The sequence below is a fragment of the Vibrio sp. YT-17 genome (genome assembly GCF_033337375.1).
GTDB lineage: Bacteria > Pseudomonadota > Gammaproteobacteria > Enterobacterales > Vibrionaceae > Vibrio > Vibrio alginolyticus.
In genome coordinates, this window is the sequence record NZ_JAWOQP010000021.1 from 77,527 (window position 1) to 93,123 (window position 15,597).

The 15,597-nt window shown below is 45.4% G+C and carries 9 protein-coding genes; 6 read left to right on the forward strand and 3 right to left on the reverse strand.

Going from position 1 to position 15,597, the window contains the following annotated elements:
• Positions 1-22: 22 nt before the first annotated feature.
• Positions 23-6,742: an SNF2-related protein gene (locus R7F67_RS18685; protein ID WP_206954273.1), complete on the reverse strand. Its 6,720-nt coding sequence runs from the start codon at positions 6,740-6,742 to the stop codon at positions 23-25.
• 381 nt (positions 6,743-7,123) lie between these two features.
• Here R7F67_RS18685 and R7F67_RS18690 point away from each other — a divergent pair, with 381 nt between their 5' ends.
• Both R7F67_RS18690 and R7F67_RS18695 read left to right on the forward strand, forming a co-directional pair.
• Positions 7,124-8,797, forward strand: coding sequence for a portal protein (locus R7F67_RS18690; protein ID WP_206954271.1), 1,674 nt, complete (start codon positions 7,124-7,126; stop codon positions 8,795-8,797).
• Between the two features lie 13 nt (positions 8,798-8,810).
• On the forward strand, positions 8,811-9,764 hold the full coding sequence (locus R7F67_RS18695; protein WP_206954268.1) for a head processing protein: 954 nt from the start codon (positions 8,811-8,813) through the stop codon (positions 9,762-9,764).
• A 91-nt stretch (positions 9,765-9,855) separates the two neighbouring features.
• Here the strand turns inward: R7F67_RS18695 and R7F67_RS18700 are convergent, their stop codons facing one another.
• Positions 9,856-10,212, reverse strand: coding sequence for a hypothetical protein (locus R7F67_RS18700; protein ID WP_155604287.1), 357 nt, complete (start codon positions 10,210-10,212; stop codon positions 9,856-9,858).
• Positions 10,213-10,751: 539 nt separating this feature from the next.
• On the opposite strand from R7F67_RS18700, the gene R7F67_RS18705 reads away from it, so the two are divergent.
• Both R7F67_RS18705 and R7F67_RS18710 read left to right on the forward strand, forming a co-directional pair.
• The gene (locus tag R7F67_RS18705; RefSeq protein ID WP_206954370.1) at positions 10,752-11,672 is read left to right on the forward strand and encodes a hypothetical protein; all 921 of its coding nucleotides are present in this window, start codon (positions 10,752-10,754) and stop codon (positions 11,670-11,672) included.
• An 89-nt stretch (positions 11,673-11,761) separates the two neighbouring features.
• A complete protein-coding gene (locus R7F67_RS18710; RefSeq protein ID WP_054577229.1) occupies positions 11,762-12,838 on the forward strand; it encodes a replication initiation protein in 1,077 nt (358 codons plus the stop codon).
• 1,726 nt (positions 12,839-14,564) lie between these two features.
• On the opposite strand, the gene R7F67_RS18715 is transcribed toward R7F67_RS18710, so the two are convergent.
• Complete coding sequence (locus R7F67_RS18715) at positions 14,565-14,798, reverse strand: hypothetical protein (protein ID WP_206954369.1); 234 nt, start codon at positions 14,796-14,798, stop codon at positions 14,565-14,567.
• Between the two features lie 139 nt (positions 14,799-14,937).
• Between R7F67_RS18715 and R7F67_RS18720 the strand changes: the two genes are divergently transcribed.
• Positions 14,938-15,369 carry a hypothetical protein gene (locus R7F67_RS18720; RefSeq protein ID WP_161441356.1) on the forward strand — a complete coding sequence of 144 codons (432 nt, stop codon included), beginning with the start codon at positions 14,938-14,940 and terminating at the stop codon, positions 15,367-15,369.
• Positions 15,344-15,597: helix-turn-helix transcriptional regulator (locus R7F67_RS18725; protein ID WP_318057305.1), on the forward strand; the 254-nt coding region annotated here is incomplete at its 3' end. The genes R7F67_RS18720 and R7F67_RS18725, both read left to right, overlap by 26 nt.

A 15,597-nucleotide genomic window follows, 5' to 3' on the forward strand; every position in this document is an offset into this window, starting at 1 on the left:
TTTTCGCATGCGAAAATTTGAGTTAGGCAGCTTCGGCCATTGTGTTATGAATGGTTAATAGCGATTTCGCTAGCAATTCCAAATCCGCTTTCGCAGAGATAAACCACCAGCCGCCATTAAATTCACTGCTTGTGTTTGATGCGAAGTCAGCGCCGTACTCGGCCTTAGCTTCCTTGTCACCAGCGAACATCACTTTAAGCGAACCTTTAAGGCCATTGTTGTCCATCAAACCAATGCGCTCGTATGGCTCTACAACAATCTCTTTTCGGTTGCGACCGCGCTTAGGCTTCCAGCTAATTGGTGAAGTCACCATTTTAACGTCGATGCCAATGCCTGACATTAGTTCGCTAAACTTCTCGATGCTCTCTACGTTAATGGCAGAGATATTATCGATTTTCACTTTCTGCGTTTCGGTCACTTTAACCTCGGCCTTTTCCGGCTTATCCGCATTTAGGTACTTCTCGATAAATTCCTCACGCTGTGCGCTGCGATAAGTGAATAGCGAACCATACGCACCTTTCATGCGATTCAATGACCAGTCATCCGAGAAGATTAGGCCATCACCGGATAGGAACTCACGTTCGCCAATAGCGTGTAGGTCAGCACATACCTTAAGCATGGTTTCTTGTGAGTTTTCGCCGTAAATCGCATCGACCTTTTTCAGTAGGTGAGTATCGGTCGTTGGTTTGTATTGCGTCATCCAGTACGCGATCTGTGATAGACGTTTCGCACGGTCAGGGTCGTTAGCCACCAGCTTAGTGAAGTCAGCGAATAGCTTATCTTCCAGCTCTGTGCGGTATTCGCTAGAGCGTTCGGTCAGAATATCGGTGTAACGAGTGAACTCACGAGCCGATAGGCGGCGCGCTTCGTGTGCGTTGGTGTAACCTGTCCATTTCAAATTGCTTAGATGGTTATCTAGCTCTTTAAGGAAAGTGATAGACGTTTTGTAAGTCGTCTCTGCTTTCAGCAGCGCTTCTTGATAAAGCTCAGGGTATTTTTCCTCGAATGCTTTGATCTCAAGTGTCACCAGTTCAACAACTTCCTGTTCGCTCACTTGGTTGCCGTTTTCCATCGCCTGTTTGTCCCAATCGCTACCGATAAAGAAACTTAGAATGTCGTGTTCCAACATCACGCGACCTTTATCTTCCAATTGCTTGGTTACTTGGTCGAGTAGGGCTTTCACGATCGCTTTATCGCTCGCATCTGGATAAATCAGCGTTTGGTCTGGTTCAACATCCAACCCCCACGGCGTAGAGAATGAGCCGTCAGCATTGCGCACCAAACAACGGCGGCTATTACCGTAGGCTTTCATTTTCTTCTCTGCTACCAGTTCAAAGAACGTCTCACGGTCAAACGTATGAGCGACTTCACTTAGTGGTACACCTTGGAGCGCTTTTGCTTCTAGCGCAGCTCTATCCTGATTCACTGGCGCAATTTCAATGATGCGCTCAACAGGTAGATCGACATAGTTGCGTGACGCTGGTTCGCCGTCCATTTCAGTAATAAAGCCGTCCACCGTGCCAGATTTACGGTCGAAGTTGGTGATCATGATTGTTGCTTTTGAATCGTACTCGGCGCTCCAAGAACGGCTCTTAACTTCGGCTTTGTAGGTGTAGCCATTACGCACAATCACACCGTTGCGAACAATGTATAACTCTGGATGAGTTAGGAAGTCAGGGTAATCCTTTAACACACCGTCATTGATGGCCAGCTCCATTGCTGGTTTCAATTTCTTGATGGTATCGCTCGCTTTGTCGCGGTTTTTGGTCGCTGCCTCATAGGTTTTGATTTGGCTTTCTAGCGCAAACAGTCTGCCTTTGGTGCGTTGGTAGTTTTTGTGCTGCCAACTGCCGCGCTTCTCGCCCTCGGCACGTAGGCGATCTTCTTCCACCTCTTTGCGTAGTGGCTCTAACTTCTCGCGTAGCTCGGCCAGCTCGCCCTCAACCGCACTCACATCCAAAGCAAGCATTTGGGTGGCTTTGATGTACTTGCTAACGTTAATACTTGCTAGTCGGCGTTCCTCTAATTTGCGCTTGCGCTCAGCTTGACGCTTAGCCGCTTCGATACGGGCTTTCGCCTCTTCTGGATTTGCTGCCAGCATGATTGCAGTTTCGTCGGCTGCGTCTGCATCGGCGTTCGCAATGTACTTTTCATCACCTTTGAACATTGTCTCAATCCAAGTGGCTTTGCGTTGGATTGTGGCCAAGCGGAAATCATCGAATGAGCCTTTCGACGTGTAGTAGTGAACGTTCACGCTGTTTTGTTTAGAGCCAACACGCGCGCCACGGCCATTACGCTGTGTGATACTCATTGGAGTCCAAGGTAGCGTTAAGTGGTGAATATCGGTTGTGCCATGATGCAGGTTGATGCCGACTTCGCCTTTTTTATTGAGGATCATGAATTTGTATTTCGAGGTGTTGTAAGCATTGGCCATTGCTTCCAAACCCGCTTCCTCATCGTCCTCAGTCGCTTTAGAGCCTTTCTTACCCGCAACGGTATCGCTGTTCAAAATACCGATTTCAGACAGCTTACAACCAACAAAATCCGCAATGATTCGCGCGACTTTCTTGTGCTGTGTTTTTTCTTCGGTAAAGACAAGCTGCTTACCGCCAGCCAGATAAATCTCGCGCGCGTTCTCAAGGAACTTGGCGTACTTAGGGGAGACAGGGTGCGTAAATTTCAACTTGGCCTTGTCACAAATGTTTGTGAATCGGTCATCAAGTTGCTGGTGGAGCTGAACCACGCAGTGATCGCCCTCGACCTTAACGCTCTTATCAACCTTAACTTGGATTTTGCTTAGCTTAACCGTGCCGTCTGGTGCCACATCCTCAAAAGCGACCGTGACGGTATTTGGTAGCTTAGCGACTGCCGCCTCTACCTCTTTCTTGCTGTCCTTGGCGAATCGGTAGGTAACACGCTCATAGTACAAATCAAGGTCTGTACTTACCTTGTCCATTTTACGGATTAGGCCGAAAACCGTGTCGTTAGGGTATTGCTCGACAATCTCTTGGTTTTCGTCTTTGTCTGGATTACTGATTGCGTCAGCGCGCTGGCGTAGTTCCTCATATAGCGCTTCCTGTTCGCTATTCATTTGGACAACGCTTTGCTGGCTAATCAGGTCAGGAATGTGAACGTTGGCACCAACGGATTTAGCATCCTCGATCGTCATGTAGCGGTTAACGATGTTTCGAAGTGCGTCTAGGTTTTGGAATCCGAGTAGGGCTTCACGCTGTTCAACTTCGCCCGAGATCTTAGTAACCAGCGCTTCGCCAGTCTTACCAAACATGCGGATAAAGTCGTCGCTGTCAAAGATCCCCATCTTGGCAAACGTGTCTGCCGGAATGATGTGGGACAGCATATTGAACATATCAACAGGGCTGTTTACGGTTGGCGTAGCTGTTAGGAAGTAAACGCCTCGACCGTCATTGCGAGCCTTAATGACGTTGTTCTTAAGCTGCATATCGATAGCGCGATCGGCTTGCGCTTGGCTAGGCAAGAATGCCAGATTGTTTCGGTATGAGCCGCCCTTGTACGAGTTGCGGAAATCATGCGCCTCATCGACCATAACCGAATCGAATAGCAAGTCCTCAAAGTACGGTAGTTCTTCGTTTTTGGCCGTACCATCGTCAGCATATTTCGCTTCAAAGCGCGCGTTCTTCGCTTGCTCTGTGTGACTTTCCGCTTCCTTAACTAGCTTGCTTGAACCAGCAATCAAACCAGCATCGCGCATTTCAAGCACGTTGGCCGAAATCGTTTCCGGCTTCAATGGAATGCGGTTGTACACGTCTTTTGTCATTACCACGATGCGAGCGGTTGACTGTGTAAGCTGGTGGAGCTGTTCTGCTACGCGCTTGCCGTTTGTGTCTACGGTCAGTTTGGCGCGCAAGATAGGATCCCCTTTCTTGTCTAACTTCGGTTCGCCCGTTTCATCTAATACCGGTTCCCGAATGATTTTTCCGTCATCGTCTTTGTGAACTTCAAGGCCGATAAATACCTTGTCAGATAGATTGCTTTCACCAAAGAACAGGTCGGACTCATAGAACCAGTTCTCTAACACGGATTTAGGAACAACGATGGCCACACGGTTAGCGCGTTTGGTTTCTAGGTTGTGCTGCACGAGGCCAAGGCCAGTGAGCGTTTTACCCAAGCCAGTACCAAAGGCAATAATGCCGTTACCGTCTGCACTGTGACGGCGAATCGTTGAGTTTTGGTAAGGTAGGAACTCAATCGCACCAGATACGCCATTTAGCGTTAGTGGTGAGTCATCAAACTCCGGCTTAATCCAACCGTTAAACGTATTGTTGTAAACCTGTTCCAAGTATTCTGAATGGTCAGATGATGCAATCCATGTGGAAAACTCATCATCGAGGCGGCGCATTTGTTCACGGATAAGTGATTTATCTTCGTTCTTACTACCGCCACGAACCGCACCATAGTTGATGTACGATTCAATTTGACGCTCAAATCGCTCATCGCTGTTCGCTGCTTTACCTTTCACGCCATTACGAGTTAGGCCGTCAATCCATTCGCCATCACGCCAGCGGTAGCCAGTAAGGTATTGGCCGGATTCGCTTTGTACGAAATCCTCAAAGCCGTCCTTATCCTCGGTAAAGTCGCCCAAGATAAATTCCGTGTAGCCACGGTCATGCAGGAACTCAAGCATGATGTTTTTAGGAATCCACTTATCGGTAAGCTTCATCTTCACATCGGCAATCGAGATCTTGTTTCGCTTAGATTCGATGGCTTGGATTTGGCGCATGATGTTAGCTTTCACGGTATCGCTGGTGGCCGATACTAATTGTGCGGTCAGCTGATCCATGCGCTTACCGACTAGGCCAGTCGTCGCTTTATGGAATGCCGTCACCGTGCCGTCAGGGTTTACCGCTACCTCATCCATGTTCGCTAGGTAATCAAGCAACTGCTCATCGCTCATCGCATCGATACCGCTTGCGGTGTAATACGTGCGAACGTCATGCAGTGTCAGTGTGGTTATGCCTAGTTCACGGTCACATAGATGGAACACGTCACCAATGCGAGACGAACGGTATTGAACGGTCAGCTCACGCTTAAGGTCGCCTTTGAGTAGGTCAGACAGTTTGCCCTTAGAATCGATCGATGAGTGGTAGTAATTCCATGCAGAGACGTACTTCTCGCTTAAGTTGCTTAGCGCTTTCTTCGATACCTTAGAGCCGCCCATTAGTGCGTTCAGCTCTAACACTTCGCCGCTTAACTTCACGCGATATTGTTCGGTCTGGAAGTCCTCCGCGCCCATTGCCATGTTGGCCAAGTCGCTATTGGATGTCGTTCGGCTACCAGCAACCAGCGTTGCAAGTGTTTGAACTTTCATGCCAAGTAGAATGCCTTTGTAAGCGTGTTCTTGGCTTGCTTTTGGCAGCTTGGCAATCTCGCGCATTAGGGCTTTAAAGTCGTCATGACACAAGTAACCGTAATCTTCGAAAAGCTTGAGCGCTTGGCTGGCCGATAGCTTAAGCATCGATTCAGTAGAGTAGGTGATAGAACCGATCTCATCGGTGTTATCTACGCCATAGGTCGCCTTACTGATAACGCCTGTTTTCGCATTGCTTTCAGATAGCTCCCATTCGCCATCAATCATTTCGTACTGCTGGCCATTGCGGAAAATCGTGTCTCCATCGGAGTATTTCGCGCTCACTGGCTCGCTAACCGCTTCATCGAGTAACATCCAATCAATGCGACTGTCAAAGCGGCGCATTAACGACTCTTTAATATCATCGTTAGAACGGTTGCCACGCTTCACGACTTTGCGCGCAAACTTACCTACGCCCTCAACAGTCTGTTCGCCGTTGATGAATTTCTTACCCTCGCGCTCGAACCACTTACCTTTGAGCCAAGTGTCCCAAAGTACGTTAGATTCAATCAGCGTGTCGCGGTCGGCGCTATCAATCAGTGCTTTCGCTTGGTCGCTGTGTTTGCGCCAGATAACAAGGTCAGTTACTACGCCCGTATCAGCGAACGTGCCCGTTGGTAGTCGGTGCGCGCCCAAAAACTCCGCTTTAAGCGCGAGTTGTGTACGCCACTTCTCAAGGTTTTTCGCATCACAAATACGAGTTGGCAGCACTAGGGCAATCAAGCCACCAGCTTTCGCTTTATCGATAGAACGAGAAACGAAATACTGATCAGCGTACTTAATGTCTTTGTACGCTTTGTCTTTCATCGCGCTAGCGTCTCGAACACCATAAGGCGGGTTGCCGATCACTAGGTCAAAGTCGCCAATGCCAGGATTAGTTGCTACCGCTTCGAATGCCGATTGGATTACATGGTCTTCGGGGTGAAGAATTTGGTTGATGGCCGCTGAGGTCTGATCCATTTCTACCGATGTAGTCAGGGTGCCTTTAGGTTTGGTTTCGCTAAATACGCCCACGCCCGAACTTGGTTCAAGTACGCTACCGCCAGTAAAGTCATAGGAACGAACTGCATCCCAAGTCGCGCTCGCCAGCCATTTAGGCGTGTAGTATTCGTTGGTGGAGCCACCGATACCGCCAAAACCTGTGTAGTCGCGCAGAGCTGCTTTATCTTCGGGTGAAACGTTGGAGTAGTCGCCGTTGTACTTGGCGAGAATATCTTTGGCTAGTTGGTTAGCCTTAAGGCGCTGGTGGCCTTTTGGAGTGTCGCTAATATCGACAGCGAGCAAGGCTTCAAACTGGCGTACCAGTTCATCGATTGTTGTCGCCTGTTCAATACTGCGGGTTAAATCAGTGTTCATTGAACGTGCCTTTTATTCTTTGGATAAAAGCCAAAAAAAAAGTCGAGCTTTCGCCCGACTTTTTCCTTTCCTATTCCCCATCCCAAAAAAACGCCACTATCAATATCAATTTAAGTTAATGAATAATCTAAAATATCTAAGGAAGTAGATTTTTAGGGACGAGAGAATTATTCCGAACACGGTTATTATCATCAAGAGTAAAAATTAGTGTTTTTGGTGAGTAACCAAGATTCAAAGGCAAGCAATTGAACTTTGACTAAAAAAAATTAACGCATAGAAAATCAATGATTTATTAGCGTATTGGTCACATTGACGCGATGCGCTATCATCCAAGATCATCCCCATCCCTGTAAAAAGCGCCTCAAATTACCGAGGTCGCACATGTCGCAAAACAAGGCATCAATTGGGCTAGCGGCAGCTTTAAAACAAGCGTTCCCTTTCTTTAACGAGAATGACGATAAAGAGAGTGGGATAAGTTTTGAATCTGGCGCTGGATACACGGGATCGCCATTCCACGATCGCGAACACCAATTAGATGAAAGCAACGGCGCTCTGACCAATGACGGTCGAAAAAGCTCAGACCGCTTTTTTCTGCACAAGCTGCCGAAAGATCGCTTCATGCTATATCCGATACTCAAGGAAATGGCCGAGGACAGCACGATTGATGCCGCGCTCAATCTGCACCTTGGTCACGCTCTTTCGGTATCAAACGACAATGGCATGGCTGTGTATCTTCATCCAACCGATGAGAAGTACGCCGAGTACGTAGGCCGTCTTAACCGAGAGCTGCTAACTCCAATCAACGAAAACCTAATGAACTGGACGTATTCAACGCTGGTTTATGGGGTTAACTATGTTCGCCCATACACGAAAGAGGGCGTGGGTATTACTCACTTTGAGGCCAACTACTACACGTTGCCAAACCAAATTCGTGAGTACGAACGTTCGGGCGAGCTAGCGGGATTTACTGCGGAATATCTACAAACCCGAGCGAACGGCGAACAGGTACGCCTTGCCGAGCCTTGGGCGCTTATCCCACTAAAAATGCCAATCTGGCGACCAGATATGGATATACCGCCAGTTAACTACACTGGCCAGCGCTACTCACTTTATGACGATGCGTATTCACGCATGCCAATCGAGACGCAGAACTACGGCACATCCATTCTTCTTACCTGTTTTGAGGCTTGGTCGATGCTTCGCCAGTCCATTGCAGCGCTCGGCGCAAGTCGTGTGAATGCTTCACTTATCGATCGCATGGTAGCGGTAAACACTGACGGCTTAGATGCGGCCGGAGCTGCGGAATACATCAACATGGTCGCTGACCAGATGAAGCAAGACCGTCAAGAGGTGGTAGACCGTTCCCGCAAGCTAGGTTTCATTCCAACCGTCATCAACACGCTATTGCCATTTATGGGCGGCGCTAAAGGTGGCTTGCAGATCGATACCTTTACCACTGACCCGAATATCTCCCACATCGAAGACATTATGTTTCACCTTAAACGCTTAGCCGGAACGCTTGGCGTAGACCCATCCATGCTTGGGTTTGGTGATCTTCTTTCTGGTGGACTAGGCGAGGGCGGCTTCTTCCGCACTTCGATTCAATCTGCACTACGCGCCAACCAAATCCGCGCAGCCGTGGTGGCGTTCGTTAAGCGCGCTATCGACATTCACACCATCTACCGAGACGGCAAGGTGTGGAATGACAACGATATGCCATTCGAGATCCAATTTAACTCTCTCAACACAGCTATCGAGCAAGAGAAGTTGGCCGCAATGGAGTCGCAAGCGAACTACGCAACCATGCTGACTACCGTGCTTGACCTTATCGAGCAATCCCCAATCGGCAAGTCTCCGAAACTCAAAAACCATCTTTACACGTCCGTTGTTGGCCTCGATTCCGAGCTGGCCAATGAAGTCATTTCCGAGCTCGCGGCTCAAGTGGCCAAGAACGACAAAATGATGGAATCCATTGGCATGACTGACCAAAGCGAAGCGGAACGATTCGTTAGAGACGTAGTTCTCGACCTACTAACCGAAATCCAAAGCCATTAATGGAGAAAAGAAAGTGACAGCAAAAGCACTTAAACAAGTATCCGACCGTTTCAGCCTATTCAATGACGGTCGCAAGCTTAGCGCCAACAAGCGCAATTACATCATCAAAGCCGTGCAAGCGATGATCAACAGCCCACGAACTCAAGAGCTACTACGACTAGGCGAAGCGTATGGTTACTATGGCCATCAATCCCGCCAACGCGCTAATAAGCTCTCAATCGGTGAAACTGAGGTGATCATGATTAATGGTCGTCCGGTTGTGGTAGAAAACGTGCCATCTAACCGCACAGTCTCTATCACCTGTTCAGATGACGGTATTGTTGAACACACTCAAGAGTTTTTAGATACCGATACAGGCCGTATCGCTTTAGGTTTGCACAATAGCCGTGCTGGTGGTTGGAGTTGGGCGACTGGTGGCCAAGATACACGCGAGGCATCGATCACGACTTCATATCACGGTATGGACTACGTGTTGCAGCCGAACTATATCAGCCTAGACCATCCGGCCATGATGATGGAAAGTGCGAACAGCAAGCAAATGATCCTCGAATCGCTACAGGAACAAGGTTTTGATGAGGAATCCGCGCGTAATATCTACGCGAACATGACTCAACAGACCAATGTTGAGCTTGTCGGTGATCTTACTAACCAGCTTATGTACCTAGAAAGCGTGAATGCAGAGTTGCGTGAAAAGGTAGAGCAAAACGCTAAGGCAACCTCGATGCTGCTTGATGTTGTGGACTCTTTACCTATCTATGTAACCGATGCGCAGCGCAGAGCGATCGCCAACATGGCCACCAAGGAAGATCATCAAGTGGTGCGAGCTATGTTTGAGTCGCTAGGTTCCCGAAAAATGGCAACTTTACCGACAAATAGCTACGTTCCAGTAGAGCAAAAAGTGAGTGTTGCGCCTCAAATTAAACAGCAATTCGTCAACTTCGGATCTTCATCACGAAAATTCCAATAAGTTGATCAATTAAAAAGCGCCACCAGCGATTAGTAATTAAGTACAAAAAACACTCAATTAAATCGAAAATTCTGGTGGCCAATTCGGAATTTTATAAATCACTAGGCGCGACAGGACGCAAGTAGAGTTTATCTTTCTTGAAGTGCGTTGGTCGCCAGTCCCAACCAGCGATAGATACGCTATCTCGCGCGCCAGCAATATACGACACTGAGCGCAACACATTGACACCCTTATCAAAGTTAATCGCCTTATCGGCCTTTAGAACGAGTCTGCCGTCTTTTTGGCTATGCAAACCAAAGGTGCAACCTGAGATTGTTACTAACAAATCCAACGGTAGCGCTGGGGCGTTCTTTTTTGGGAACTGTCGGCGCTTAAATTGTTGTTTTAATTGGTTAACTTGAGTTTCTAATTGCTGTTCAGCACTTGGTGGGGGAGTAAATTTCATCACAGAGTTATCCACAAAATTAGGTGTGTTCGGAATATTAACACGTCCAAAAGGAGTTTAAATAGATAAAATTTTTGGTAAACTCTAGCGCCAGATGGTAACGCCCCTTGTTCGGAATCACTTTGATACAGGGACTTGTTTGATCAACCATTTACGATCAATAATAGGGGAGTTTTTCTGTAATTAGATCATGACGATACCGTGATAGAGAGAAAGTGATTCGATTTCGGGCAACAGAAAATAAAAAAGCCCGCTTTGGCGAGCGGGCTTTCTTACTCAAATCGAGCTTTAAGCGGCAAACTTAAAGCGTCACGACAAACGAACTTAAGGAAAGTCATTATGCCGTAATGAATTAGACCGAAGCCTAATCAGGTGAGACAACGAGGTTGGCAGCCAAGAAGTCTCATTTAGATTGAATGTTTTTAAGCGATTTAGAACATCAATCTCAGCGAGCGTTACTTACACCACACTGAAGCAGGTGTAAGTATAACGTTCAAAGAGATCGGTGGCAAATTTTTGCGTCTTTTTTTTGAGCGAATTTTATGCAAATTACACCTCTTTTGCTGAATCCTCGTTACTGGAAGTCAGGATTCAGAACACAAGCTTCCAATATCAAAGCCAATAAACCATTGGCACAACGTAAGCTTGCTTGCCTACTAGAAACTATCTCAAGCTTTATCCTTAAGCATGGTCACACTTGCTTTGCATCAAGCGATACCTTAGCGCGCACCTACAACGAGAACTGTCACCGTTACGGTTGTAAGCCAATCATAAAGCGCACTATTGATAACTACATCAAAAGCGCAAAAGAGCTTGGCCTGATCGCTTATGGCCAGCCAAAGCCAAACAATGCAACAGGTCAGAGTCAACGTCACATCACTCTATGCGTTGATGGCATCCAAAACATGTTCACTGGTGCATACAAATACGCGCTACAAGCGGCAGAGAAGTTTTGTAATAGACAAAAATTGCATTTAGGGGGGGCTTCTGTGGAAAAACCTCTTGAAGCCAGTGCTGACAAGGCTTGCGAGCAATCAGACAAAAACAAAAATTGCAGCATAAATACAAAAGATCTCTCTACAGAGAGTAAAAATAAAATTAATAACGGTATCCCGTCTGATTCTTGGTTTTTGAAAATCTTCAAACGTGACGCTAACGAGGTGAAAGAACTTCAACTAGCTGCTAAGCAAGGCCGCCTATCAGCTAGTGGAGCTCGTCGTGTTATCAAGCTGTACAACAAGCACCAACAGCCTTTAGCGCCTAAGTTCATGTCATACCTTAAGTTTGTAATTGCTAGCTGGCACAACAAGGCTGCAAGCGCCGTGAAAGCTAGCGTGAACAAGGTTCGTGATACAGCCACCATGTTAGCAGAGTACATGAACACCATTTCCGAGAAAGAGTCTCAAGGCTTAGTTGAATACTATCGTGACGCAGTTGGGCGAGTACAAGTCAGGTATCTGTAATCACTGCTTGATGTGAGTATTTCTATACATGCGTGACCTAAAATGTGTCATAATTACCTAAATCTTGTTATTTATGGATGTGCATTTGCATGAGTGATGAAGAATATTTCTACCCTGCGGTAAGCGATAACCTCCCGAAACATATCAAAAAAGGCCATCAACTGGTCTTTAGTCGTCAAGATCTATCCGCTAGGGAAGCAGATATGTTTGCGTTGATGATTGCACATATGAAACCAAGTGATTGGGAACAGAAAACACCACACTATGAGTTTACTTCACATCAATTATCAGAGTGGTTAGGTGTTGAGTCTAAACATATCGGTAGCAACTTAAGTCCAGTAGCGAACCGCCTAGCTAGTCGAAAAATCGGGATAAAGGTGGAAACCCCGAAAGGTGATATTGAATTCGACTATAGACCTCTTTTTAAACATATCGCTTATAAACACGGCATACTTACGATGGTTCCTAACGATATGCTCAAACCTGAGTATATTGAATATAATCAAGGATTTGCTCTGATTAATACTCGCAATTTCTTTGAGGTGAAAAAGGAGTATTCTAAGCGCTTGTACGAACTGCTTAGTCGCTTCAAAGACAAGGGCTTTGAAATGCATGCGCAAAAGCTTAGTGAACTGAAAGGAATATTTGGGCTTTTGGACGAATCAGGGAAGCTGAAAAAAGATAAAAGTTCCTTCAAAAACAACAGCGTATTTATGAAACGTTGTATCAGGGAAAGCATTAAAGAACTTTCTGAACACCCTCAGATTAGCAAAGAGCTTCTATTTTTAGAAAGCAGCCAAGGTGATAAGGGTTTTGAGGTTGTAAAGAAAGGTAGAACCATTACTGGAATCAAGTTTCTCTTCCGGTGGGTTAAACTAGGTTCAATTGATGAACTAAATCAACACGATGCTCTTAAGACAATTCGACAACTTGAATTGAAAAGGCTTCAAAACCAAGTCAGACTCACCGAGTCTGAACTAGAATCACTTGCCATCGCGTACCGCTATGTGGGTAAAGAAGACCACGCTCTTAAAGTTGAAGCTAGCTTGTCAAAGCGACACTCAGAAAAAGAGCAACAAAAGCATGATGATGGAATGCATGAATTAGAGTCGTTAATGGAAAAGATAGATACCCTTTCAGAACTAACCGATACACACGATTACTGATAGCTAACAAGTTTTAGGTCATGGGCTCGATAGATGACATTTTCTAGGTTGAAATGAGCTATGTGACACATTTTAGGTATATGGGAGGGAATTCGACGTGATCATTGACTCGAAAGTAGAAAAAACCGGACAAGACTCCTATACAACCATCTCACACACCTAAAATATGTCATTTAAGAACAGAAACACCTAAAACCTGTTATCCAATCACCTGATATATGATCACTTTCACCTAGATTATGTAGCACTAAAGCCTGTAAGAAGATCACAAACACCTAATAAATGATCAATTAAACCTAGATCTTGTTACTTAAAGACCTAAAAAAAGATCTTTAAACGAGTTAAAACCAATTTAAATCAATACGTTACGGTTCCTATAGATCTTATAGTTCTATAGTTCTCATAGATTGATATAGTTAAATATAGATCTTTATAGCGTATGTGGATAACTGGAAAATCAAAGATTTACACAGTTTCCCACATACACAACAAGTTTTTGTTGTTTGGATGAGTTAATGATCCTAGCTATAGACAACGGCATGCTACAACGAATAACGACCGCATTTGTGTGAGTTCTTGACAAAAACACGAATTGACAGGAAATATTAATTATTGGATAGTTGTAAGTGTGCTCTAGAAGCAACAATGTACTTCTAGAGCGACAACGTTGTCTAGCCGAATAGTGCTTGCACTATGGCTGTGACTAACTTGATTAAAGCAATCAAGAGATCAACTAACTTGACCATATCTACCTCTCCAAAGGCTTATGGTTAAAGACAACGCACAAGGGTTTTTGATGGTGGCCGCCATCGTTTACCCGCATGCACGAAGTGAAGCTTTCTAGCTGCTTCGAGCTTGGTTGGTGATTACATAATTACCTCCTAATTAATTAAAGGTTGGGTTCTTCGAATCCAGCCTTTTTTTATATTCTTCACACCAGCAATGGTTGTGGGGGAACGTTTTGTTCCAATCCTTGCTGAACTTAGTATTTCAGACTCTTAGCCCATTTTGCAAACGGCGAAATGGTATAAAACCTTCTTTGCCGCGAATGGATTCATTCTATTGCATCTCGTAAAAAATAGCCCTGAGATGGCTTTGTGTTTGTTTGCTTTCTGTACATCACCGAGGTTAATGAACGTCTTTGTGTTTGTCTATAAAGATTCGACGTTGTGTATATAGCTCCGTCATACTCAAACTAGGCCGATTATATAACACCTTAAATTTAAACCGGAAATCATCTCGTCCCATAAGACAAATTTGGTCATTATCTATTCAGTTGCTCAGCTTGGGCTCTCATCAAGTTATCCGTTAGCAGCATTAAACACAACTATTTGACGGTGATAAGACGCTAAACGATCCGGTATCACATAAGGCGTTTATTTTTCACTATACCGCGATTTTAAATGGAATGCGTGCTAACAGAACCTTACGGACGAGGTTTCTTGATGAATCAGTTCAAACTATCTTTCGCGATTGATGCTTTCTAATTTCTATTTTTCTTTTATAAAGCGACAGTGTTGTTGTTTAATTTTGTTGGTTTTTGTTTATTTTTGTTGCTGGTGGATGTTTTAATGGGTTTCCGAACGATAAGCTTTTGCTCTATGAGTAGGTGCTTTTTTTATGCCTTAAATTCTTGAACGTTCGGATTAAGTATTGAAGCGAAAAAAAGCTTCGAGTTTCCCCGAAGCTTTTCATTACTCTTATCCCGATAGCTAAACGTATCCGTCTATGCGAGGTGGATTTTATCATCATCCACTTTGAAAAGAGAAGTGTTTATCTTGCTAAGTAGCTTATCTACTGGGATTTTCCACTTTTTACACAAGTCATATAGGTTGTTCTGACCGCTCTTAATTGCATTGGCCAAAGCGAAGTCTAAGACGCTGTTCGAGGTGTTGGTCATGTACTCTTTAACGTCTGCTTGGATTTGGTCGTGAACTTTTTTGCTGTTGTTCTCTGACATTTGCTGATTCCTCATATGAGTCTGTTTGCCTGTTTGCTGAGACAAAAATACATCGTTTCGTTTTTTGTATCAATACTTTTTGCATTGTTTTTTAAGTGGGTTTATACTCCGCATAAAATTGATGTGTTCGGAATGAAAGATGAGTGAGGAAATTTCTGAAATTAAGCGATCTCAACTGGAACAACGGCAAAGAGAGCGAGACAAAAGCTCACCATCAATCCTGGATACATTCGAGGGCATAGAGCTTACGGACGAACGCGAAGCTCTGGCGAACCGGTTACAAGATGCCGATGTGACATTGGATGACAAGCCGGATCGCTGCCCGACTTGCAATGGCACTGGTTACACCAAGTCGTTATTTAGCAAGTGGGAGTGCTGTAGCTGTTTTGGGACGGGTTACGACCTTTCCGATCCGGTTGCCGTTATCAAGTGGCAAAAGCTCTGCCTCGATTGGTCAAAGAATCGGTTACATGAATATCGCGTTGCCTTGATTAAGGCGACCACAACCGAGGAAGAACGACTAGCAAGTGAAGTGGAGAGCTTCTATGAAAATGCGAGACGCAAAGACTAAACAGGCCGCTCGAATCCAATCGCTTGAATATCGACAGCAACGTGCAGCGCGAATCAAGCGAGCGAGACGGCATGCAGATTTAACCATACTCGAAATGAGCAGGTTAATCGGGTTATCACCAGACACTTATCGAAAAATCGAGAATGGCGAAGTGAACCCAAGGGTGCAAAACCTAGAACTGATAGCGGTCTACACAAGTACAGACGTGGGTTATTTGTTCTTTGGTGA